At 39.4% G+C, this 24206-nt stretch carries 24 protein-coding genes; 8 read left to right on the top strand and 16 right to left on the bottom strand.

Annotation, left to right across the window (positions count from 1 at the left end; all coding sequences use genetic code 11):
- Positions 1 to 585: 585 nt before the first annotated feature.
- From J2743_RS05095 to rnz, 8 genes are all read right to left on the bottom strand, one after another.
- Entirely contained in the window at positions 586 to 2040 is a 1455-nt protein-coding gene (locus J2743_RS05095; RefSeq protein ID WP_209625484.1) for a roadblock/LC7 domain-containing protein, read from the bottom strand.
- Positions 2041 to 2313: 273 nt separating this feature from the next.
- A complete protein-coding gene (locus tag J2743_RS05090) occupies positions 2314 to 3762 on the bottom strand; it encodes a Ni/Fe hydrogenase subunit alpha (protein ID WP_209625483.1) in 1449 nt (482 codons plus the stop codon).
- A gap of 23 nt (positions 3763 to 3785) precedes the next feature.
- The gene (locus tag J2743_RS05085) at positions 3786 to 4697 is read right to left on the bottom strand and encodes an NADH-quinone oxidoreductase subunit B family protein (protein WP_209625482.1); all 912 of its coding nucleotides are present in this window, start codon (positions 4695 to 4697) and stop codon (positions 3786 to 3788) included.
- Positions 4697 to 5254, bottom strand: a complete 558-nt coding sequence (locus tag J2743_RS05080) for a hydrocarbon binding protein (contains V4R domain) (protein WP_209625481.1) — start codon at positions 5252 to 5254, stop codon at positions 4697 to 4699. The genes J2743_RS05085 and J2743_RS05080 overlap by 1 nt, the downstream gene beginning before the upstream one ends.
- Positions 5255 to 5265: 11 nt before the next feature.
- Entirely contained in the window at positions 5266 to 5517 is a 252-nt protein-coding gene (locus J2743_RS05075) for a 4Fe-4S dicluster domain-containing protein (protein ID WP_209625480.1), read from the bottom strand.
- A 378-nt stretch (positions 5518 to 5895) separates the two neighbouring features.
- Complete coding sequence (locus J2743_RS05070) at positions 5896 to 6501, bottom strand: class E sortase (protein WP_209625479.1); 606 nt, start codon at positions 6499 to 6501, stop codon at positions 5896 to 5898.
- On the bottom strand, positions 6479 to 7240 hold the full coding sequence (locus J2743_RS05065; RefSeq protein WP_209625478.1) for a mechanosensitive ion channel family protein: 762 nt from the start codon (positions 7238 to 7240) through the stop codon (positions 6479 to 6481). The genes J2743_RS05070 and J2743_RS05065 overlap by 23 nt, the downstream gene beginning before the upstream one ends.
- Positions 7233 to 8138, bottom strand: a complete 906-nt coding sequence (gene rnz, locus J2743_RS05060; RefSeq protein ID WP_209625477.1) for a ribonuclease Z — start codon at positions 8136 to 8138, stop codon at positions 7233 to 7235. The genes J2743_RS05065 and rnz overlap by 8 nt, the downstream gene beginning before the upstream one ends.
- A gap of 463 nt (positions 8139 to 8601) precedes the next feature.
- Between rnz and nadC the strand changes: the two genes are divergently transcribed.
- Entirely contained in the window at positions 8602 to 9441 is an 840-nt protein-coding gene (gene nadC, locus J2743_RS05055) for a carboxylating nicotinate-nucleotide diphosphorylase (protein WP_209625476.1), read from the top strand.
- A 240-nt stretch (positions 9442 to 9681) separates the two neighbouring features.
- Positions 9682 to 10101, top strand: coding sequence for a hypothetical protein (locus J2743_RS05050; protein WP_209625566.1), 420 nt, complete (start codon positions 9682 to 9684; stop codon positions 10099 to 10101).
- Between the two features lie 22 nt (positions 10102 to 10123).
- Here J2743_RS05050 and J2743_RS05045 read toward each other — a convergent pair whose 3' ends face one another.
- The 3 genes from J2743_RS05045 to J2743_RS05035 form a co-directional block, all read right to left on the bottom strand.
- Entirely contained in the window at positions 10124 to 10720 is a 597-nt protein-coding gene (locus J2743_RS05045; RefSeq protein ID WP_342451633.1) for a ZPR1 zinc finger domain-containing protein, read from the bottom strand.
- 141 nt (positions 10721 to 10861) lie between these two features.
- Positions 10862 to 11842, bottom strand: a complete 981-nt coding sequence (locus tag J2743_RS05040) for a 3H domain-containing protein (RefSeq protein ID WP_209625565.1) — start codon at positions 11840 to 11842, stop codon at positions 10862 to 10864.
- Between the two features lie 132 nt (positions 11843 to 11974).
- On the bottom strand, positions 11975 to 12322 hold the full coding sequence (locus J2743_RS05035) for a roadblock/LC7 domain-containing protein (protein WP_209625474.1): 348 nt from the start codon (positions 12320 to 12322) through the stop codon (positions 11975 to 11977).
- A gap of 121 nt (positions 12323 to 12443) precedes the next feature.
- Between J2743_RS05035 and J2743_RS05030 the strand changes: the two genes are divergently transcribed.
- The 6 genes from J2743_RS05030 (at position 12444) to J2743_RS05005 (ending at position 17979) form a co-directional block, all read left to right on the top strand.
- On the top strand, positions 12444 to 13520 hold the full coding sequence (locus J2743_RS05030) for an N-acetyltransferase DgcN family protein (protein WP_209625473.1): 1077 nt from the start codon (positions 12444 to 12446) through the stop codon (positions 13518 to 13520).
- The gene (sepF, locus tag J2743_RS05025) at positions 13517 to 13870 is read left to right on the top strand and encodes a cell division protein SepF (RefSeq protein WP_209625472.1); all 354 of its coding nucleotides are present in this window, start codon (positions 13517 to 13519) and stop codon (positions 13868 to 13870) included. Before J2743_RS05030 ends, sepF begins: the two co-directional genes overlap by 4 nt.
- A 117-nt stretch (positions 13871 to 13987) precedes the next feature.
- Complete coding sequence (locus J2743_RS05020) at positions 13988 to 15319, top strand: DUF2226 domain-containing protein (RefSeq protein WP_209625471.1); 1332 nt, start codon at positions 13988 to 13990, stop codon at positions 15317 to 15319.
- A 54-nt stretch (positions 15320 to 15373) separates the two neighbouring features.
- On the top strand, positions 15374 to 16153 hold the full coding sequence (minD, locus tag J2743_RS05015) for a cell division ATPase MinD (protein ID WP_209625470.1): 780 nt from the start codon (positions 15374 to 15376) through the stop codon (positions 16151 to 16153).
- Between the two features lie 28 nt (positions 16154 to 16181).
- Positions 16182 to 16976 (top strand): cell division ATPase MinD, encoded by a 795-nt coding sequence (gene minD, locus J2743_RS05010; protein WP_209625469.1) that lies wholly within the window; start codon positions 16182 to 16184, stop codon positions 16974 to 16976.
- A 103-nt stretch (positions 16977 to 17079) separates the two neighbouring features.
- Positions 17080 to 17979, top strand: a complete 900-nt coding sequence (locus J2743_RS05005) for a carbohydrate kinase family protein (protein ID WP_209625468.1) — start codon at positions 17080 to 17082, stop codon at positions 17977 to 17979.
- A 122-nt stretch (positions 17980 to 18101) separates the two neighbouring features.
- Here the strand turns inward: J2743_RS05005 and J2743_RS05000 are convergent, their stop codons facing one another.
- The 5 genes from J2743_RS05000 to tfrB all read right to left on the bottom strand — a co-directional run bounded on the left by J2743_RS05000 (position 18102) and on the right by tfrB (position 24139).
- Positions 18102 to 18869, bottom strand: a complete 768-nt coding sequence (locus tag J2743_RS05000; RefSeq protein WP_209625467.1) for a TatD family hydrolase — start codon at positions 18867 to 18869, stop codon at positions 18102 to 18104.
- A gap of 164 nt (positions 18870 to 19033) precedes the next feature.
- A complete protein-coding gene (gene glyS, locus J2743_RS04995; RefSeq protein ID WP_209625466.1) occupies positions 19034 to 20764 on the bottom strand; it encodes a glycine--tRNA ligase in 1731 nt (576 codons plus the stop codon).
- Positions 20765 to 20926: 162 nt separating this feature from the next.
- Positions 20927 to 21535 (bottom strand): dCTP deaminase, encoded by a 609-nt coding sequence (gene dcd, locus J2743_RS04990; protein WP_209625465.1) that lies wholly within the window; start codon positions 21533 to 21535, stop codon positions 20927 to 20929.
- 165 nt (positions 21536 to 21700) lie between these two features.
- A complete protein-coding gene (locus J2743_RS04985) occupies positions 21701 to 22396 on the bottom strand; it encodes an RNA methyltransferase (protein WP_209625464.1) in 696 nt (231 codons plus the stop codon).
- Positions 22397 to 22615: 219 nt separating this feature from the next.
- The gene (gene tfrB / locus J2743_RS04980; RefSeq protein ID WP_209625463.1) at positions 22616 to 24139 is read right to left on the bottom strand and encodes a fumarate reductase (CoM/CoB) subunit TfrB; all 1524 of its coding nucleotides are present in this window, start codon (positions 24137 to 24139) and stop codon (positions 22616 to 22618) included.
- Positions 24140 to 24206: the final 67 nt, after the last annotated feature.

The raw sequence follows: 24206 nt of genomic DNA, 5'->3' as shown, positions 1-24206 counted from the left end.
TATCTAAAAATATTATTGGTGAATGTTTCTGTTATTTTTTTAAATCCATTATAGCATGGTCATGGTATGTAACTGCTATTTTAAAAAGTTTTAAAATTTAGTCAATTACCTATTTTTTTACAACCTTACTGATTTAATTTTAATTTATTTTTTAAAAAAAGTCTAAAATTTTTTCTATATCCCATTATGATGGTTGATGGTTGATATGGATAAAAAAAGGCAGTGTGTTGGACTGGGATTTAAGTAATTGGTTGATATTTTTTTTAGTAATCTGTTAACTGGATAGATAAGTGTTAACTGGATAGGGGAGAGTTAACTGGATAGGGGAGAGTTAACTGGATAGGGGAGAGTTAACTGGATAGGGGAGAGTTAACTGGATAGGGGAGAGTTAACTGGATCGGAGAGAGTTAACTGGATCGGAGAGAGTTAACTGGATCGGAGAGAGTTAACTGGATCGGAGAGAGTTAACTGGATAGATGATCATTAAATGGATAGGAGAGAGTTAACTGGATAGATGATCATTAAATGGATAAGAGAACATTAATTGGATAGATGAACAGTCTTTCAACTGATGATGGGTGTCTCTTAACTGAAGAGATGAGCAATTTCTGGATGCATGTTCTTTTTGATGTTAAGTGTATCCATTGCATCGCCATAGGACTTCTTGATTGCTAAAAACTCAGCACGGACCATACCTCTGAATGCCTCGTAACCCATTACATTGCCATAATTTTCAGTTATGATCTTTATCATCCGACTGAAATCATGGATAAATATTTCTTCTCGCTCTGGCACGGGAATTTCCTGGGCGTTCTTTTTTATCTGGGTAAAATCAATGGTGGCATTACTTTTTAAGTTAACGTTATGGAGTAATTTCGGACATTTTTCAAAGGGCAGGAACTGTTTGGTGAGTCCTCTGGCCGGTGCAACACCCATGATCTTGGCTGCACCCAGGGACATGGCCAGGAAAATCTTTTCATAAATGTCCAATATGAGTTCGGAACGTTTTTCCGGATCATCAGGCACTTCAACATGATCTGGAAGGGTTGGGAATGATATAGGGGGTTTAACCGTGGGTATACTTGGTTTTCTCTCTTCAGGTTCTTCAACGATTTCGGGTTCTTCAACGATTTCGGGTTCTTCAACGATTTCGGGTTCTTCAACGATTTCGGGTTCTTCAACGATTTCGGGTTCTGCTTCGATAGTTGGAGGTTCTGTTTCAAGGGTTTCTGGTTTTTCTTCTGGAGTTTCTGGTTTTGTTTCCAGAGTTTCTGGTTCTACTTCAACAATTTCAGCTTTTTCTAATTGATCAAGTTCTGCAGTTCCGGTTTTACTTTCAACTTCTTGTGGTTTGCTTTCAGGAGTAGTAGATTCTGATAAAGAGGGAGTTACGGTTTCTTCTTGGACCTCAACAGTTTCGGATTCAACTTTAATTTCTCCAGAACTTTCTTCAACCAACTCTTTTTCAGGCACCAATTCTTCAATCGGTGTTTCCTCTGGTTCTAAAGATGTTTCTTCTGTTGTAACCGGTTGTTGTGACGTGGTTTCAACTGGTATTTCCTCGGCAGGTACTTCTTCGGTTGGTATTTCTTCAGGTACTGTTTCAGTTGGTATTTCTTCGGATGGTTCTGGTTCAACTGGCACTTCCTCTGGAACCTCTAATTTAAGGTCGTGGGTTGCTTCATTGATCTTTTCTGATGCTCTTTTGGCGTTAACCATAACCAGGCCAACGTTAGCTGAATTCTGCATTAAAATAATTAAATGTGCATTTTCCAGGCCTAAAAATAGTGCTTTCCCCCCGGAAGATTCCACCAGAACTCTTTCCATTTCGCCCTGGCCAGATGAGTTTAAGAGCCTATAAGAAGAGTTGGAAATAACCTGTGACATTGGACCAAAGAGATTAATATCCACATCAACTCTTAAGTTGTGGTGCAGAATCCGCCCATCAATGGCCACAATAAGGATGCCTTCTATATCGGTGGTCTTATCCAGGGCCAGGGTAGCTTTTTCCAGTTGTGTCTTTAAATGGGTGTCAATCATCCGATCACTGTTTAAAGGTAAGAGAATTGTGATAATAATGAAGTAATTTAATCTGTCTCATGAGTAATATAAAGTAATTTTAATCTATCTTTTTATTATGCTTATCGTTTTTGGTTGGTGATCAGTAATGGATGTTAAGAGATTGTTTATTGTTGTAGATGGTATGTAACAATGAACTAACTTAAACATCAATCAAAAAAGCAGTTTAATATAAAATTCAATTTTTAAAAGCAATTCTAAAAATAAAAAAAGTTTGAGGTCCGGTGATGAACCTCACAGTAAGTGTTTTTTGAGTAGCTGGCCTTCGCTGTCGTAGATGTCCACTTCTAGAGGAGAGCTTCCATCTATTGCATGGGTTGCACAGGACAGACAGGGATCATATGCTCTTACAATCATTTCCAACTGGTTTTTAAGACCTTCTGCAACATCTTCACCATGTATCATCTGTTTAGCTGTTTCTCTGACTCCAATGTCCATGGATAGGTTGTTCTGTCCAGTGGAAACGATTAAGTTGGCCCGGTTGATGAATCCTGCAGCATCAGTTTCATAGTCATGGATCAGGATTCCTCTGGTGGCCTCGATCATTCCAACTCCCCTTCTGGTTTCGCTGGATTCTTTTGCTTCGTCCTTGGTCATCAATGGTTCTGATAGGTGCTGGCGCAGGTCAGTACCGGTTATACTGTCATCTTCCAGTAGTTGCACGGCTCTTTCTGCAGCGTACATCAACTCAATTAAACGTGCATAGTGATACAGGAGAGCATTTTGGGCAACTCCATACTTATCCTTGTATTCACCGTAGAGTGCTCCGGCTTTTTCCGTGGGTATGGTGTCAATGACATTGAGTCTGGCCAGTGGACCCACACGGTAATTTCCATCTGGGAATCCTATCTGTTTCAGGTAGGGGAATTTCAGGTAACTCCATGGTTGCACTTTTTCTTCGATGTAGTCCAGGTAATCTGCGGCTGCAAATTCATAGACCTGGTTTCCGGATTTGTCAATGATCTTGGCGGGTCCATCATAGAATTCAATGGTACCACCTTTGGTTATCCCACCGAAATGGCTTTCCACAGGTCCTAATGATTGAATAGCTTCAGCGTACTGTTCAAATAATGGTTTAGCTACTTCCACACCCTGTTCTATCAGTGTTATTGCTTCTTTAGATTGAGCTAATAAGTCTGCTTGTTGTTCAGAGGTTATGCCTCTTGATTGCCCTCCAGGTATGGCAGTTACTGGGCTTATGGGTTTACCTCCCACAACACCAGTTATCATCTGTCCGATTTTCCTGGTTTTAATGGCCATCATAGCCAAGTCTGGGTTGCTTTTTAGAATTCCCACCACATTTCGTAGGGCAGGGTCAGATTCTGGGCCCAGAACCAGGTCTGGAGCACCCAGGAAGTAGAAGTGTAGTGAATGGGAGTGAATGTACTGTCCCAGGAGCATGAGTTCCCTTAGCTTTTTGGCTGTTTCAGGCACTTCCAGTCCAAATACCATGTCTGTGGCTTTGGCTGCTGCCAGGTGGTGTGCTGTCTGGCATATACCACATATACGTGGAGTGATTCGGGGTGCTTCTTCTACTGCTGCACCTTCCAGGAATTTTTCAAATCCCCTGATTTCCATAACGTGAAAGTGGGCATCAGCCACATTACCGGAATCATCAACCTGTACCGTGATTTTGGCATGACCTTCTATCCGGCTTACTGGGCTTATTTCGATATTTTTCATAATTATCACCTTTTATCTTGATTTCACTTTTTAACCAGTTGTGGTATGAGTGAAACCTGTTTATCCTCCATGGTGGTACTTCCAATTACGAATCCGTAGATAACGTGTCCAATATCGTAAAGCTGTTTTTCCACATCTTTTTCTGGCATCTTGGAAAGGTGAGAAATCCTCTTGATGACTCCGTTGTAGATGTCGTGGCTTGGTTCCCTTAGAACATCAAGTGCTGGGCCTCCACAACCGTGACAGGGGATTCCTGCTGAGGTACAAAGGGCACCGCAACGGCCCAGAGTCACTGAACCAAGACAAACATATCCCTGACTAAGGAAACATTTTCCTGGATCTGGATCACCTTCAATTCTGCGGTGTATTTTATCAAATTCCACGTGTTCCATCTCACGCTGACAATCAGCACAGACACTTTTTTTAGGAACATCTGGTGCTTCGTCGTTAATTAAGGGTATCAGGATGTCATGGGTTAATTGTTCTTTAGGTGGACAACCTGGGATGAATCCATCAATAAAGGTGAAGTCAGCTGCAGGGTGAACAATACTTAACAGTTCTGGAACCACTTCGTTGGGTAGTTCAGCAGGTTCGGTACTTGGGTTGTCGGTGTAAGTACGGGATGTGACCTCTTCAGAGGTGTAAAGGTCGGCCATACCAGTTATACCACCATAGCAGGCGCATGTTCCATATGCAATTAGGTATTTTGATTTTTCTCTGAGTTCTTCCAATCTTTCCTTGTTTTCGGCGTTTCTAACTGAACCAGAGACAATGGCTATGTCAATATCTTCTGGCACTTCTTTGACATCCATGATGATGGGTGCGTAAACTATTTCTGCCTGGTCCAGTAATTTGACTAGATCTTCGTGAAGGTCAAGTATGGAGATTTCACATCCAGAACAGCTGGCCAGGGCTTCTAGTGCTATTTTTACCATTATTTTCCACCCCATTTGATGGTGAGGGTTTTAAGACATGCGTTGGGTCCTACATGGTCAATGTCTAATTTTCCTTTAACATCCATAATTTCTTCCACAGCTCCCACCATGTAACCATATAAGAGGTAACATAATGGGCCTTTTTGGGGCAATCCAGTTCTTCGAAGGGTTTGTCTGACAACGCAGTCCATGAAAAGAAGTTTTACTGTTACTTCGTTATCTTTTTGGATGACATAACTGTTCTGTCCGGCTGGTTTCCATTTTATATAGTAAAATTCATGTCCCAGGACTTCGCCCATTTCAAACAGGGCTTTTTCCAGGTCATCGGTTTTTTCCATCATTTTGGCGGCATCGTGTCCCATTCTTTTCCCTGCTTGGTAAACAATGGCGTTTGCACCTCTTCCTGAAACCTGTTCCAGGGCACTGGACATGGATCCCATGAATTTCATCAGCACGTGTAGTGCATCTTCATAGTCATCTATGTCTCCACCAGTTTCTTTGGGAATTAATTCTGGTTTGAATGTACCTATATTATCGGTTATTTCTCTCATATCCATTTTTAATCCCCTCAGATCATTCTTTCCAGTACGTGGTTTACTTTTCGGTCAATATATAACCGTTTGGCCACGTGAATTTCTTTGTGTGTCATGGCCTGGGCAGGGCAGATCTCGTGGCAGGATAGGCATGCCATGCAATCATCGGCATTCACCACTTCTGTTTTCCATTTTTCCTCATTCATCTTGTACACGTCGTTGGGGCAGTCATCCACACAGGAACCACATCCAACACATGCATCTTCGTCTATTAGGATTTCAACCATTTTTACGCCTCTTTTAGTTATTTTAAATTATTTTGCCTTTTTTTATCCCAATTTTTTTAGACTATTTTTTTTAGATGATAATTATATAATATAATAACCAATTCTCATTAATAAGTGTTATAACTACACATTAAATTATATACAAATATTCGTTAATACTATGAATATTTATCACTAATAAGTATTGTGATGTGTAAATCGATGACTAGGAGCTTTGTTCGGTTAAATATCATAATTATAATCCTTATTTTCGATTTATGTTATTTTAATGAATTTATTTGAACTAAAAACTTTTATGAGTCATACGTTCTCTTGAAATGTTTCATCGCAGAAAAAATGTCAACATAACTAATAAAAAAATTAAAAAACTTATTGGCATCAAAAATCAGTACTTGATACCAATTTGAAATGAGTAATCCAAGCAGCTTGTTTTTTACCAGGAGGATAACATGTAATGATCAATAAACGTGTTTTTCCTTCCTGTGAGAATCTAATGGGGTTTGTTTTGTAGTCCCATCGTATGTCATCTCCATTGGAGGTTACTTGGTACACATATTTCTTTCTTTCTGTGAAATCTTTGATAATGGCCTTATCACCAGGCTCTAAAGATGCTATGTTCTTAAACAATGCAGAATATGTAGTTCTATGCCCTAAAAGTCCACATTCGCCTGGTTGGCCGAACATTACACTTTCTGGATAATGATAAACCACATTATAACCATTTACAGTGTCGGAACGAATAGAGGCAACAACATCAAGTTTGGGTATGTATAGGTTGGCGTTGATATATGAACTGGTAAAATCTGTGGGGTCAAGCGCATTAACCGGGTTACTCATCCTTTCCTGATACTCTTTAACACTTTTCTGGGCTTTGGTAACGTTTTGCATTTGCTGAAAACCGGCCATTGCAATGCTTGCGGCTACAATGACGCAAAACAGTACAATCACAACTGAAGCAATTTTATACTTGGACGTTGTCACCATTATTCCCCCCAACCAAAAACTCTTTAACTTCCATGGCCAACTGACTTCGATAATCGGCTGTCTTCCATGGATCACTTACCCACACATTCAGGGTTGCCTTTATACCAGTATCTGTCATTTCTTTTATAAACACGTTGGGTTTGGGGTCATGCAACACCCATTTACATTTTGATGCTACATCTATAAGTGAAGTAACTGTTTCTTCCAGTTCCAGCTCATAGGGTATGTTAACATCCAACCCTACCCTGCGTGTTTCCTGTGCAGTATGATTGATGTAGAGATTCTTGGAAAAATTGGAGTTAGGGAGGGTAATGATCTTGTTATCGTTAGTTTTAAAAGTGGTGACCCTTAAACCCAGTTTTATCACTTTACCCTTTTGTCCAGACATTTCAACGATATCTCCGATCAGGAAGCTTTTATCAGCCAGTATGAATATTCCAGCTATGAAGTTTGATATGGTGTCCCTGGCACCAAAACCAATTGCAATACCTACAATACCCAGACTGACGAGTATGGCACTAACATCCCATCCAAATTCCCTTAAAGCAAGGGTTATGGCTACTGCTATTCCAGAATATTTGATGATTTCAATTAAAATTTGCACTAGTGTGGGTTCCAGATTCCATCGTTTCCCAGATCTTTTTACAAAGTATATGAATCCTTTAATGATAACGAATGAGATTATCAGGATTATGGCCATTTTGATTAAGTTAATGTATAATGGATCAGGATCAGTCATGTTTCTTCACCTTATAGATCATAAAGTCCTCTGCAACTGTAACTTTATCAAACACCTGTTTTGCTTCCTTTTTCAGCATATCACTATCTCGGTAACGGGTGCTCATATGGAAAAGAATTAGTTCTGATACTCCAGCTTCTCTGGCAATGGTGGCTGCATGTGTGGTGGTGGAATGGCAGGATTTGAGGGCTTTTTCTTCCTGAGATGATTCAAAAGTAGATTCATGTATCAAAACATCGGCGTTGTATGCGAAATGAATCATTTCAGGGCAAGGTTTAGTGTCTCCAGAGTAAACTATTTTCCTTCCTTTCCTTTCCTCACCAAGAACTTGCTCTGGTTTAACTGTTTTCCCATTAACCTCCACTGGGATGCCTCTTTGAAGTTTACCGAAATCAGGCCCGGGTTTTAACCCTAATTTTATGGCTTTATCTTTCTGGAATTTGGGAGATCTTTTCTCTTCAACTGAATAGGCCAGGTTAGGGACTGAGTGCCGTGCCAGACAACATCTTATTATATAGTCATCTGTTTCACCAATAAGACCTTCACTGATCTCATATGCATGTATAGGGAAAGATAAACAGTAATAACCCAGATTTTTAATATGTTCAATGGTTTTTATCGTTCCTTCTGGTCCGTAAATATGCAGGGGTTCTGTTCTTCTTCTGAAGGCCAGGGACTGTATAAGGCCAGGCAGTCCCAGGAAGTGGTCACCGTGGAGATGGGTGATGAAAATTTGGTTAATCTTCATTGGGCTCAATTTCAGTCGGTTCATCTGCCTTTGGGTTCCCTCCCCACAATCAAAAAGCATCACTTCTCCGAAAGCCTTCAGGGCAATGGCTGGATGGTTTCTTTTATTGGTGGGGAGTGCAGACGATGTTCCCAAAAATATTAACTCCATATTGATTCCCCAGATTCACCATAAGTTCGTATTATAATCAAAATATATCTTTCTTATTGTATTTTTTATGCATTATGGTTAAAGTACTTAATGACTTTTTTAATATTGGATAGTCCTTGCAATACTCTTTGAATTATTCTATGAGTTAATATGTTAGTGTGTTAGGTAGATTTATATCACTATTTTAGTTTAATATCCTTAAATTGGACCATAAGTATGTATGGTGAAAATTTATATTCTTCATTGATATAATATAAAACAATTTGACTTAATCTCAGGATCAGACTATCTCAAGATTAGGTTCTTGTATTGCATTTTTAAGCATTAAAAAATGGATTTTGTTACATTAAAGTTATGTTCAAGTTATTTCAGGTAATTTATTTATTTCGAAGAGTTAGAATTCATTCAATGATTTAACATTCATTCAAATGGTTATTCACAAAAAAGTGTTAAGGTGTGTATTATGAGGAGTGACTTGGCAAGGATGATTTATGATGATATTGGGTTTGAGGATATAACCACCTGTGCATTGATTCCTCCAGGATTGAATGTCAAGGGTCAGATTATAAGTAAAGAAGCAGGAACAGTTGCTGGAGTTGAACTTGCATTTGAAATTTTCAGGAAATTCGGAGTGGAGACTGAAATCCTGAAAAATGATGGTGAAAAGATCAGACCTGGTCAGATTATCATGAAAATAGAAGGTGATCCCCGTAATATTCTAACTTTAGAGCGGACTGTGCTCAATCTTATGATGAGAATGAGTGGTATTGCCACCTTAACTTCTAAAATGGTGGAAATGGTAAGAAAAGTCAACCCTGACGTGTTGGTTGCAGGTACTCGCAAGACCACACCTGGACTTCAATTTTTTGAGAAGAAAGCCATCCGGTCTGGAGGAGGAGACACGCATCGCTACCGACTTGATGATGCTATATTAATCAAGGACAACCACCTTGCTCTGGTGGGAGGAGTGACTGAGGCCCTATCTCGAGCCAGAAAATATGCCAGTTTCACCAAAAAAATCGAAATTGAAGTTGAAACCATGGAAGAAGCTCTTGAAGCTGCCAGAGTCGGTGCTGATATTATAATGTTGGATAACATGTCTCCAAATGAAGTTAAAAACGTTTTAACAGCTCTTGATAATGGGGGACTCCGGGATGATGTCCTAATCGAAGTTTCTGGCAATATTAATCCGGATAATATAATGCAGTTTGCAAAGACTGGAGCAGATGTGATCTCTGCAGGATACATAACCCATTCTGCAAAATCATTGGACTTAAGTTTGGACTTAGAGAAAATGTATTAGGGCATGTATATTTCTTTGCCCATATGACCCGAAGATTTTTTGTACATTTTAATAATCTTTTATGTTGCCTTTCATTATTTTCATGATTTAATCAAACAACACCATAAATTTTGAAGGTACCTATCATTTTAACCATAGTTTTATATAAGACCATCCACATACCATTTAACAGGAGCTAAAGCGAATAAAAAAATAAGGAGACATGCCATGTACCAAGAAGATGAATTTAATGAAGAAATAATCGAAGATGAAGAAGGAATTGAATCAGAGGAAGTTAACGGGGAAGAAATTGAAGAAGAGGGAGAAGATCTGCCCTTTGCCAAAGCTGAAGTTGTGCGTTTGATGAAGCAGAACCTTGACCGGGATAAAATGATCAGGGAAAGGGTCAAAGTGGAGATGAACAAGTTCCTGGGTGAAGTGCTGGTAAAGGTCTGTGAGCAGTTAAACGAGTACCCTTACACCACCATTGAATATGAAATGCTCAAAGAATCCATATATCCTTACCAGAACATTGAAAGGATCAATGAAGAGAAAAGACGTATATTGATGCATTTACATGCAATCAAAGCTGACTGTGATGCTCTGTCAATGGATGTTAAAAAAACGTTAAAACTCAAAGATGTACAGGAAGAAGAGTCTGATCCAGCATTCCTGGATTAGATCATCTTTTTAATTCCTTTTTTTATTTTTGATCTTCACCTTTTTCATCATCATTTTCTAGGTCCTTGTTTTCAAAGGTGATAAAACCAGTTTCTAATGTTTCAATTTCTTCTGCACTTAATTCACCCTTCAAAGCATCCTCATGTATGATAATGCTATGACCAAAGGGATCTTCAACTATTAACGCAACCTGTTTTTGACCATTTTTAACTTCCTGGATAGATTCTAAGATGTGAAGTGCATTCTTTTGGGCATGTTCATCCTCTGCCCATGATAAAGCAGTTTGAACAGCTTTTATAAAACGATTTAAGACTCCTTCCACATTGGAAACATATCCCTGGGATTGGGGGCCGGGTTCCACTTTAAGTCCCAGTTCAGGTATGGTGATGGTGGTTGTCTGTGATTTTACTACCCTGGCATTCAAGTTATCTTTGCCAATGGTAAGGGTGTACTTTACAGGATCTTTTTTTTCAATACAGATGGCATCTGCATGTTTATAGCCACATTTATGGCAAAAAAGGGTTGATTCCATTATTTCCCCGAAGTAGGGAATTTTTTCAGTTTTGGTGGTGACTTCCATACATTTTTGTTGTTTACATATGGGACAGTCGGAAAGCATTTTACTCAAATCAAATAACTCCTAATCATTATTTTTCTTAAATCTAGATGAAAAACACGATTTTCATATCTAATCCATTAATCCATACATAATCAATTAGTTGCAGACAAAAAACTGTAAATTAAAAATAAAGGAGGCATTCTAATACAATTCAACATCTTTCAATTCTTCATCAGGATGATAAAGCAACCCCTTCTCCTTTAACTCTTCTATCATGGATTGGAGGCTTTTTTCATCGGGGGCGCAGATTTTATGGCGATGGATATTCCCTGAAAGTTCGTAAAGTCCTTCTAAATCTTTTTTCCGTTTAGGGTTTTCGTCAAGAAGTTTAATAAATCTTTTAGCCTCTACCGGGTTGTAAACGTTTACTTTTCTTTTTAAAGGTTCGCTAAAACCAGGAAGGAAATATGAAACATCCATTATACGACCACCATATTTGTTAAGGATGATATCAGTTTCAACATCTAACTGGTCAACAGAATGACGGAAGATCATTTCTTTACAGATCTCTTTAATCAAAGTTAACATTCTTCTTTTGGTATCCTCAATGGTGATATTGTTGATGACAGGAACGCGGTTTTCCAGTGCCTGTTTAACAAGATAATTATTAATAATACGATTTTCTTTGAAATATTCCAGATGTTTCCCGCCCCTTTTTATCTTCATAGCCCTCTTCACGAATCTCTCTTTGTGCACTTCTTCATCTGCAGTTAGCACGAAGAAGTGGATAGATGCGTCTTTTTTGAATTTTTCCACATCCAGAAGTCCAGGAACCAGGTGTACTCCTTCAATTACCAGATCATCGTAGTCATCAACGGCCCTTTTAATAACCTTTTCAATGGCAGGAATAACAAAAGAAGCGTGTTCTTCAAAACCAGCACTTATTAAATTCGCAGTGTTGCCATCATAGCGTTGTTTATTTTTTAAAGTAACATATGCATCGAATGATGACTTATGTAAAGCAGGAGCATAGTCTGGTCCTATGATACCGCGTACTATTTCCCGAATGAAGTCGGTTTCAATAAGATGTTTAATGCCCAGCTCTTTAGCTAACTCAGAAGCGATGGTTGATTTTCCAATCCCAGAAGAACTTCCAATGAGTATGACGCAAGGTTTTCTCAGAGTGCTACCTCCAGGTAGATTTTTCAATTCCTTTCAATGGATGTTTATTGTGGTTTATCAAAAACATACCTTATTTATGGATTTAATGGATTAACAAATGGAACTGATGGATATTTTTTGGGAATCCCCAATTTAGGATAGGAACTCCACAACACGTTCAGCACTGCGACGCATTTCGATCCTGATGAGACCAAGATTAATATCTACGTCTGCGATCACAACTAATATACCTTCACCAGCATCGATCATCAGGGTTTTACCTTTATTACCCTCGATCATCACTTGTTGAAGTGGGTCGTGTTTCATTTCTTCTGCTGAACGTTCTGCTGTACCAAAAACAGCAGATGCCATTGCAGCTACCAGTTCGGAATCTATGTCAGTTGGAACTTCACTTTCAATAATTAAACCATCTTTACCAACCACCAGAGATCCACTTACCCCATTTATCCTGCCTAAATCTTTAAGTATTCTTTCTATCATAATCATGCCTCCACAATAGAATTTACATGCTACCTAAAGTATATATCTTGGTTTGACATTTATTAAATAAATAAGTAATGTAATATTTCACTTATTCAGTAAATTTATGAGGAGTGATCTTTTGTATTTTGTGGCTTCTGTAAGAGAATTGCAAGAACTCAATCCATTTATTATCGTTGGATGCGGTGGAGGTGGCGAAAAATTCGCTAATTTTAGTGGAATTGAATCTGTTGGGTTTATAGATGATAATAAACAAAAACAGGGTAAAACATTTTGTGGTAATATTATTTCATCGGATCTACCTAATTTAGTTGAGAATACCAATGCCCGCAGTGTGGCTATAATGCTGCCAATTGGGGCTGAAGGATCCGCTCTTAAATACGCAGTCCAAGCCATTGATCTTGGCCTAAATGTGGTTAGTTCTTTTAGATCTCTTCCATTACATAGAAATCAGTCTTTATTAGAATTCGCTAAGTCAAAAAATGTCCAGTTAAAGGAGATAAGTCCCAGACTTGATGTGGTAAGATCAGTTATGGGTTCAGCCCCTACCACCTGCACTGAAGTTCTTCCTAAACTTGATTATAAACCGAAAACTCCAGTTGTTTTTGTGGGAGGAACATCTCAGGAATGTGGTAAGAGAACTACCACACGAATTTTAGGGAAAACAGCACAAGAACATGGATTAAATTCAGTTGTTATATCTACCGATGAAATGGGTTTGGAACAGCCAGTTGACCTGAATTTCAGGGCAGGTAGTTTATCGGTTATGGATGTTGCTTCTGCAGTTATGGGCAGTGTAAGATATCTTGAAGAAGAGAAAAATCCGGATATCATATTTGTGGAAGGGCAGTCCAGTCTAACTGAAAGGGGAAACCCCCATCCCAGAGGTTTGTCAGCAGCTATTCTGGTGGGTGCTCAGCCGGATGCTACAATTGTTTGCCATCGTTTCAACCACCCCTACCGTTATCCTGTGGGAATCAGTCAAGAGATCAAAGCTATAGAAGCAATGGAGCCCACTAAGGTTGTGGGAATTTCCCTGAATTTAAGGAATTTCACAGAAGATAAATCAAGGACCGATCTTTTTGCAGAATGCGAGAAAAAATATATGCTTCCTACTGCAGATATTTTTCAGGGTGGAGCGTCAATCTTATTAGATGCAATAACTGAATATATAGGTATAGGGGACGTTGAAAAATGAAGGACATAATGGATTATTTAAAGAAAAACCTTGGCTTGGAAGAAGAGGTAGGGAAAGAGGATCAGGATACCATAATAGTACCGGAACATTCATTTTATGAAATAGTATTAATGAAGGTTCAAAACATCGATGAATTTGATTACGCTCTCAGTCAAGTTTTGAATGAGAAAAATCCCATTATCATGGACATGAGCATCCTTGAAAAGGATTCTCCCAATGATTTTAAGTTAGCAGGGGAAAAATTAAAATCGTTCCGTGACAATAATGGTGGAGAAGCCATTTTATTATGTAAAAATGGTAGGAATATTATTATAATCACCCCTGCAGAAATAAAACTTATCAGAAAGTAAGTTAATAACATACTACTTGTAACATGTATGTTGTAGTCAGATAGGTTATAGTTATTTAAAAAATTATTATAGGAATTATCAATGTTAACAATACAGGGATATGGGGAGATGTAATAAATGGAAATGCCCATAACCAAACCTTCAATGGTTTCATACGCTGATGAGCTGGATTTCCATAAATTAGTGGAAGATCTGGCCAAGGAAAGCAAAAATGGATTCATCAGAGTTACTTCAGGTTCAGAAGAGGGTTATATTCTCTTTAAAGCAGGAAAACAGGTAGCAGCTTCTTATGAAAATTATTCTAAGTTAGAAGCTCTTGAAAAAATAAATTCCTCCAGTGAAGCTCCCAATACAGTTATTGAAGTATTTGATATTGGACCTGCACAGGTAGATTACCTTCTGGATCTCAACAAGCCCTATAAAATCGAAGAAGGTACTAATGTTTATGATGTAATAGGTGAGTTAAAGAAAACTCCAACAGAAACTCCTGAAGAACCTCAACCCGAGGTTGCAGAGCCTGAAATTGAAGAACCTGTGGTAAAAGAATCTGAATCTGTAGAAACTGAGGTTAATGAGCCTGAAACTGCAGAACCAGAGGTAAAAGAGTCTGAAGTTGCAGAACCCGAAATTAAGGAGTCTGAAGTTGCAGAACCTGAGGCTGCAGAACCTGTGGTGAAAGAGTCTGAAGCTGTAGAACCAGAAATTAAGGAGTCTGATGTTGCAGAATCTGAGGTTGCAGAGCCGGAAGTTAAAGAATCTGAAGGCGCATCTGAGACTACTACAAACAAAGCTGAAGATGCATCAGATGAAAAAGAAGTTGTTGATGAATCGGATGACACTGAAGCAGTAAAAACTCATTCAACTGTTAAAAAGCCAGTAAAACAATCAGAATCTCTTGAAGCTTCTCTTAAAGATGAAGAACCTGAATCTGGGGAATATACAACATCTTCAGAGTCCATTGAATCCTCTCTAAAGGATGAAGAACTCGAAGCTGAAGAAGATCCAGAATCCTCAGAATCTGTTGAAGCCGAAGAAGCACCCATAGACCGTTCAGAACTTCTTAAAAAGTATGGTATTAAAGACGTTGAAGAAGAACAAGTAGAAGATTTGCTTCAAACATATAAAGGCGGAATTATTGACGACGACGATGTGGAAAAGGTGGAATTAGTCCTCATGAATCTCATCAAAAAATCAGTTCTGGGAATTCCCAAAATAAAGGGAACTGAGGTCATGGTGTTCCTTGACAATTACAAAGAACTAACAGGAACCATAAACATAATCACAGAATACGAAACTCAAGGTTTTTTCAACAGGATCATGGGTCAATCCCGAACTGCAAGTAATCTCAGAAGACAGATAATCAACATCGCCGAAATTGCCATTAGAAAGAGTTTTAGACAGTATCCTGAAGTTGTGGATAAATTTGAAATTAATGTAGAATTCAGTTAAAGATGAAAAATAGTTTATGGAATATAGAATAAAATTTACTTAAGGAGGAGTTTGATGACACGAGTAATAACAGTTGCATCAGGGAAGGGTGGAGTAGGAAAAACAACAATCACAGCAAATTTAGGAGTTTCCCTGGCTACTTATGGAGAAGAAGTAATAGTTCTGGATGCAGATGTGGCAATGGCTAACCTGGAACTGATACTGGGTATGGAAGGCAAATCCGTTACTTTACATGATGTTCTTTCAGGTGAAGCAGATATTGAAGAAGCCATCTATGAGGGACCCGGCGGAGTCAAAGTGGTACCTGCAGGAATATCACTGGAAGGTCTCAGAAAAATCAAAATGGATCGCCTGGAAAATGCCCTGGAAATACTAATTGAAAGTGCAGATATACTGTTAATCGATGCTCCTGCTGGACTGGAAAAGGATGCACTGGCAGCCATAGCCGCAGCCCAGGAAATGATACTGGTCACCACTCCTGAGGTACCTTCCATCAGCGATGCCTTGAAAACCAAAATCATAGCCAACCGCCTGGGAGTGGACATATTAGGAGTGGTAATAAATAGGGAACAACACGACAAGACATTCCTCACCATCAGCGAAATAGAAACCATCCTGGAAGTGCCGGTAATTGCTGTGGTGCCTGAAGACACTGAAGTCAGCCGAGCAGCAGCTTTCGGAGAACCTTTAGTTGTAAAAAATCCTAAATCCCCAACCAGCAATGCAATCATGCAGCTGGGAGCAGATCTTATTGGTGAAGAGTACCAGCCAATTGAACCAGACAAAAAAGGAGTCATATCCAAATTGGTTGAAGGTCTACTGGGAAGGAGATAATTATAATTTCACATAAGCAGGGAGTTACATGTCCAGGTTTATCGCACTAGCATCAGGAAAAGGAGGAGTAGGAAGAACTTCACTCACTTTTAACTTAGGAGTAGCACTAAGCCTTTTCGGTGAAGAAGTAGTTATGCTGGATATGGATCTGATGATGTCCAACATGGATGTAATAACCGGACTTTTAAATCCAGATGTAACCCTTCACGATGTTTTAATGCGTGACAAGGCCCTCCAAGACTGCGTATACCAGGTAAATCAAGGGGCACTTGTAATTCCAACCGGAATGCATTTTGAAACCCTTAAAACCATCAATCCTAACTATGTGTCCTGGAAACGGATAATGGAAGAAGTTTCCTCCTATGGTAACATATTCCTTATGGATCTCCCCTCAGGGATAAACTCAAACATATTTGAAGCGCTACCCGAAGATACTGAAGCAATACTGGTCACTAATTCTACAATGCCAGCAGTAGCCGATGCTTTAAAAATAAGAATACTCTTAAACGAACTTAATATCGAAATTTTAGGATTCATTCTGAACATGTGGTATGATGATACCTTCCTACTCAGTGTAAATGAAATAGAATCCATACTGGAAGTTCCAATGATAGCAGTCATTTCCTATGACCGGGAAATGGAACGTTCCATAGCCTTAGGGAGTTCAGTGATGGAATTAAATCCTTCATCCCCCATCAGCAACGAAATCATGCAATTAGCAGCAGATCTGGTTGGAAAAACATACAAACCGGTTCAACCTGATAAAGAAGGTGTCATAGAACGAATAAAGAAATTTGTAGGAATTCTACCTGAAAATAAATGAAAAAAATTACTTTTATAAATATTCACAGATTCAGGAAATAGCTTAAAAAAATTATTTTCTTTTTTACCAAGGGATAATAATTCTTTTTATCAAGGGGAAAAAAATGACCACCCACTTTGATCTGTCCTGTCTGGGAACGTGTAATATTGATTTTATAAGCAAAGTGCCTTTTTTCGCACAAGCTGAGGAAGAAGTGAACATAGAAAATTTGCATATTTTTTTAGGTGGTTCAGCTTTCAATTTCACCTCAAGAATCTCCTCTCTTGGAATTAAAACAGCCATCATGGCAAGAGTGGGAGAAGACTGTTTCGGTGAACTGTTTTCAACCGAACTTAACCACTTAAATGTTGATACCAGCCAACTCCTGGTTGTGGGTGCTAAAACTGGAATGGCATTTATAAATATTGATGATGAGGCTAAAAAATCATTATACAGCTATACTGGCGCAAATGCGGATTTTAAATTAGAAAAAAATGACATAAAACTTATCAAGAATTCCAATCTCTTGCATATCACTGGAATGTATCGTGAAGTGGTTGAAGAAGCTTCAAAACATACAGAAAAATTATCTTTCAACCCTGGACCTGTCACATCCTCTTTTGGAATGAAAAAGCTGAAAAACACCCTTAAAAGAACTCAAATACTTTTTTTAAACCAGAAAGAAGTCACCCTTTTAACTGGGATGGAATGGGAAGAGGGAAGTTCCTTTCTGGTGGATCGGGGCATTCCCATGGTTGTGGTGACCAATGGCAGGGAAGGGGCCAGACTGTTCACTGAAAAAAACGTCATATTTTCACCAGCAAAGACAGTGCCCACCATTGACACTACTGGGGCAGGGGACAATTTCGCAGCTGGCTTTATCACATCATATATCCGTGGTGAAAAACCAGAAGATTGTCTGAAATTTGCCAATCATATTGCATCGTTATGTGTGCAAAAGATGGGAGGTTCAACATCCGGAAAAATTGACTTGTCATCCTGTTCTAATGTAAACCCTAATTAAATTGATTTTTAATCCCTACTTTAATTCGAACCATAAAATGTGAGAACTATAAATTGTGATTCAATTTGAATCCAGAAAACTGTTTTTTCAAAAATACTTATTTAAAAAAAAGGTGAAGGTTTTTAAAAACCGTAAAAAGCAGCGGCATTATCATGGGATACTTTTTTTATCTTTTTATCATCCCAACCAGCTAATTTCAGTTGGTGAATTGTTTTAGGAACCGACAATGGATCAGAAGGTGAAGAACTCATGTCACTATCTAACATAAACCTTTCAGCACCGTATTCTTCAAATGTTTCATCCAAAAGATGAACTGCTTCTAAGGGAGTCATCTTCTGTGGCTGCACAGTAACTCCCAGCATCCCATCAAAATCTGCCATGAGATCAATGATGGATGGATCCACATGATCCACCACTACCCGGGCTGGATCGATGGTTTCGTTGATTACAGAAAGAGTTTTAATGGTAACTTCCCTTTTGTTTCTGCGAGGGGTGTGAACGGTTACTTTCATCCCCATATCCTCTGCCATTAGAAGTTGTGTCCTAAAAACTTCTTGTTCAAGTTCAGAAGCACTTTCCAGTCCAACTTCACCCAGAGCAATCACTTCGTCTTGATTCAGGAAATCGGGGAGTTTTTCAAGTACCACATCATAATCAGGACAAATACTTCGAGGATGCAGACCCAAGGCTGCCTTCAAGGTTAAACCATTCTTTTCAGCCCTTGAAAAATCATTTTCAAGTATTCGATGGAAGTGATCCAGCACCACAGCCGAGGTGCTCATCCTCATGGGATCATGGGCAAGTGTAAGGGCATATTCAATCCCTGCAACCGCCATATCCCCAAAATCTTCGTAGGGTCTGCAATCAGCATGTATATGGGCATCTATCATATAACTCAACTCTACCGGGTTAACTATTGCCTATCAATTTCTCCTTTTATTTTGGTATTCTTTTTTTTAACTGATCTAGTTACATTAAAATTAATTAAGCTCTTTCCCCTTAAAGTACTATTGAGTTTTAGTTTTGTGTAAATAATGGAGGGGATTGAAGCAAATTAGGTGTCTTCAAGGTCACTGAAATTTATTTTTTTATTCAACAGTTCGTTAATTGTATCTGGAATTTCAGTTACTGGTCTACGTACCTGTTTTTGGGTGTCTCTTTCTCTGATGGTCACGGTCTTATCTTCCAGTGTTTGATGATCCACTGTAACAGCAAAGGCCGTACCAATCTCATCAGAACGTGCATACCTACGGCCTATGGTTCCAGAGGTGTCCAGCTCTGCAATTATACCCTGGTTGCGCAGATCATCCCTTATGTGTGTTGATGCCAGCACCAAATCATCTTTGTTCACCAAGGGGAAGACATTTGCTCCTACAGGGGCAAGATCCGCTGGTAAACCTAATATGTTCCGGTCATCTTCCTGTTTGAAACAGTGAAGAAGCACAGAGTAAGTTATACGGTCAATACCATACGATGGTTCAATAACATGAGGATATATCTTTTCACCCCTAACTGTTTCTTCAACCTCCTCAAAGGACAGCAAATCAGGTGTTAACTGGTAAGTTTCACCTTCCAGTTGCAGATCATAAACATCAAATTCTGCAAACGCCCTTTTAATAACATCGGGATCAGTTTCTTTAAGGGCAGTCATGATTTTAGGAGCATCCTTCTTGAAAAGGGGTCCGAATTTCTTCATATCCGGTTTTGCCACAGTTTTGGTAATGTTTCTGGGTTCATCATATTCTATGAAAACACGCAGATCTTCGCTGCTGTAGTCACTGTGGGATTTCAGATCAAAATCAGTTCGGTCAGCAATTCCAATAACCTCGATCCAACCATAACGATCCGTGTAAACTTCAACATCCCAGCAATCAATGGCATAATGGGCCATCTCTGTTTTAAGATGTTGACGGAACCTTATCACATCGGCAGGTATTCCCAGTTCTGCCATAAACTTGTCAGCCAGGCATAACTGGTAAGTTAACATTTCACTGGAAACTAAACCTTGTTCTACTGCATTTCCGGCGGTAATCTTAACTAATTCCCCTTCTTCCTCCTGGATATCTGCAGGATAAAGGGTTAAAACATGATCTGCCACATCCTGGAAATGGGGGTGACTTTTATCTGCAGGGTTGACGAAGATCTCGGCTTCAGCCTGGGTGAACTCTCTGAGCCTGATCATTCCCTGGCGTGGTGAAATCTCATTCCGGTAAGCTTTACCCAGCTGAACAACCCCAAATGGTAGTTTGCCACGGTAAAACCTTAACAACCTCTTGAAAGGTATGAATATTCCCTGAGCGGTTTCAGGACGCATGTAACCAGTTTTTTTGCCTTTAGCACCTATAAGAGTTTGGAACATGAGATTATAACTCCAAACATGGGTTAAGTGACCTCCACAGCGGGGGCAGCGGATTTCTTCTGCAGATATGATTTCAGTGAGCTTCTGATTCTCCAGACCCTCAACTTCTTCTCCAGTGGCATCTTTAATAATATGATCTGCTCTGAAAACCTCTAAACATTCTTTACATTCGGTCATGGGATCGTTAAAGTGATCCACGTGTCCTGAGGCCTTGAGTGCCTCTTCAGGCATGATGGTGGGGGATTCAATTTCATAGAAACCTTCACCAACAATGTAGAAATTGCGCCATTTATTCATGATCTTATTTTTCAAAATGGCACCTAAAGGGCCGTAATCAAAGAATCCGGCTACTCCGGAGTAGATCTCAAATGATGACCATAAAAATCCTCTTTTTTTGGCAATATTCATTACATCCTCATTCTTCATCATAATCCTCTCAATTGTTACGTATACATATCAATTATCTAAATAGGGTTAATTAAGTTAAATTAAGGTTTTTTAAGCATATTTATGAATTTTTATGATAGTTGAATTATATTCAGTTGGTTTTCGCGAAATTCTAATTAATCCAGTTCCGGGTCATGAAATTTAAAGTAGTTTAGTTTGTTTACGATCTCTGATTTCGTAATCTTGTTTTATTTTACTGGTGACTGGTTTATCCTGGCCCATGTACTTACTGTCCCTATCAGGGTGGCCGTAAGGTCGCTGTGATGGGCTGGTCATGGTTTCAAAAACAATTTGGCACACTCTCTGGCCAGTGTAGAGTGCAACTGGCATTTTGCCTATGTTGGATATCTCCAGTGTGATCTTTCCCTGAAATCCAGGGTCAATATACCCTGCAGTGACGTGCATGGTGATTCCCAGGCGTCCCATGGATGAACGCCCCTCCACACGGGCAACAAGGTCATCAGGGAGTTTAACAGCTTCATAAGTGGTGGCAAGTGCGAATTCACCGGGATGTATAATGAAGGCCTCACTTTCATCCAGATGGAATGATTCCATGTAAGATTCCAGGTCTGATTTATCCAGTGGGTCGATACAGGGTTTCCTGACTATTCGAAAACCTTTAAATTCGTTACCTATCCTGAGGTCTACTGATGATGGCTGTATCTGCCTTCCAGGGTCTTCTAATGGTTCAATAGCAATTTTGCCTTCCTCTAAATATTTTTTAATGTCCTGGTCACTTAAAATAGCCATTTTCTTCCCTCTTTATCATTTCTTATTTTCCTTTTGGATCAATTATATTTTCAAACTATTATGATGATGTTTGTTAGGAACTTTATGGTGATGTTTGTTGGAGGCTGCGATTCCTACTCCAATTAGAGTTTTCACCCTAATCAGCAGATCAGGGGGTAAGTCATTTTAATTTATCCTATCCCTTATTCTGCGAAACATTCCTTTAAGGGTATGTGCTTCTCTTCCCGATATGAAGGCTCTTCCCACCATCCTTTTGAAGGCCAGTGAGGCATTTTTCTTTTTATGGGGAGGGTAATCCAGATTATCCAGTACATCATCCACGTAATCTATTAAGCCCTGTTTTTCTTCCAGTGATGCTTCGTCCAAATCTTCCACTGGATATTTTTTCTCATTTTTGAACAGTTCATAGAATATGATGGCAGCAGCATGGGTTATATTCAAGATGGGATAAGATTCATGGGTGGGTATGGAAACCACCACATCACACATTTCCAGTTCATGATTAGTAAGGCCGTCTCCTTCTCTTCCGAATAAGAGGGCAATATGTCCCTTTACATTGAGGGATTGGGACAGATTCTCGGGGGTGATTGCAATTCGTGGAATATTGTAACTGCCACCAGCTGTGCCGGTGGTTCCCACCACATAATCAATACCCTCTGTTTTTACAAATTCAGGGAGTGAATCATATTCCTGGCGATTGTATATGATTTCACGGGCATGCATGGATTGATAGTATGTTTCGTGTTCCAGTTCGCAGGGATTGATAAGGACTAACTGGCTCAAACCGAAGTTCTTCATGGTCCTGGCCAGGAACCCTATATTACCAGGAGTTTCTGGCTCCACAAAAACTACATAAATCATTATTATTCCTCTTCAATCCGTTTTAGTAGTATCTTAAATCCTTTTTAATAAATATCTTCAATCATTTCTTGTAGTATCTTAAATCCATTTTATTAGTGTATTCAATCATTTCTTGTAGTATCTTAAATCCATTTTATTAGTGTCTTCAATCATTTCTAGCAGTTCTTCAATTCATTCTAACTCGGTGTACAGGTTAAACAGAACTATTCTCCTAAAAAACTATTCATGGGAGTTATATGATTTTTCAAGGAGGGTGAGTATGTTCATAACTTCCATGTCAAGGCCTTCAGCTTCCAGACTGGCCCGGATGTTGTTTTCACAGAAGGGGCATATGGTGATCACCGCATCAACATCCAGTTTTTCCACCATTTTTGCCTTTTTACTACCGAGGGCTGCTGCAATTTCTGGTTTACCGGATCTCACACCACCCCCAGCACCACAGCACTGGTCAGGAACTTCCATCTCCACAAAATCAACGCCTTTAATGTTTTTAAGGATTTCACGGGGTTGTTCACTGATCCCCTGACCCCTGATAAGATGGCAGGGGTCATGATAGGTTACTCGCATATTAACTGGCTTCATATCATTGGTGTTAAGTTTATCCACCAGGTATTCACTGATATCCATCACATTCAGCTTCACCCCATACTCGAGGTAATCCCTTTTAAGGGTGGCACCACAACCTGCACAGACTGTTATGATGGTATCGTAACTTTCAAGGGCATTAGCATTCTTTCGAACCAGTTCACTCAATATATCTGTCTGACCAGTCCTGATCAGGGGAGAACCACAGCACACCTGCCCTGCAGGCACTTCCACATCAACTTCATGTTTATTTAAAACATCGATAAGGGACATTCCAATCTCAGGCAGCCGATAATCCATAAGACAACCAGTAAATAAGGCTACTTTCTCCCTTTTTCTTCCGTTATCACCATCTTCTTCAGCTCGTTTTTTGGCAACGGTTTTTATGAAACCATCCCTCATTGGGCCCTCTTTCATGGGTTCTACGGATCTACCTGTTTTTTCAACAAGTTCCTTAACTGATTTGTGGGCTGGCAATGGTCCCACCCCTTCCTGGCAGGCCATTTCCCTTAATTTTTCGATAGCACCACCGAAAGTGTTTATTTCTTTGGGGCAGACCTCCACACATTTGGCACAGGAGGTGCAGCAGTAAAGACCTTCGTCAAAACCTTTTTCAGCCCGGTCTGCACAGTCCCGTGGGTCCATGGCGAATTTAGAGAAGTAACGCATGAAGTATGGGCCTGCAAATTCATCATTCACCGTAAGAACAGGACAGGCAGATAAGCAGGAGTAACAATCAATACAACTTCTCAACTTCTTGGTGTTTTCCAGTTCCGCAGGGTCGATGATGGCTGGGCACTCGACAATTTCACATTCATCCTCTAGAAATAGGCCCATTTGCCCGACTTTTCCATCTATCTCGCTACGATCCACAACCAGATCCTTGATAACCGGTAGATCAAGGGGTTCTATTACATCCCCATCTTTGATCTCTTTTTTACATGCCAGGGCCAACTCTCCGTTAACCTTCAAGGCGCAAGAACCACACTGTCCTGCCCGGCAGGAGCTGCGATAAGCAATGTTAACATGATGATGCTGATTTATATAATTCAACGCATCCAGGACTTTCATTTTTTCTTTTTCCTCCACAGAATATGTTTCAAAATGAGGCTCTTCATCCTGTGGGGGTTGATATCTTTTAACTGTTATATCTATCATTTCTCTCTCCAGATTTATTTAAAATCTTATTTTAGCATTATTTGGATTTGTATGGGTTAATATGTAT

The organism is Methanobacterium petrolearium (assembly GCF_017873625.1).
GTDB classification, from domain to species: Archaea; Methanobacteriota; Methanobacteria; order Methanobacteriales; family Methanobacteriaceae; genus Methanobacterium; species Methanobacterium petrolearium.
The sequence above is the reverse complement of the archived record's forward strand: the minus strand, read 5'-3'. Positions and strand labels throughout refer to the sequence as shown.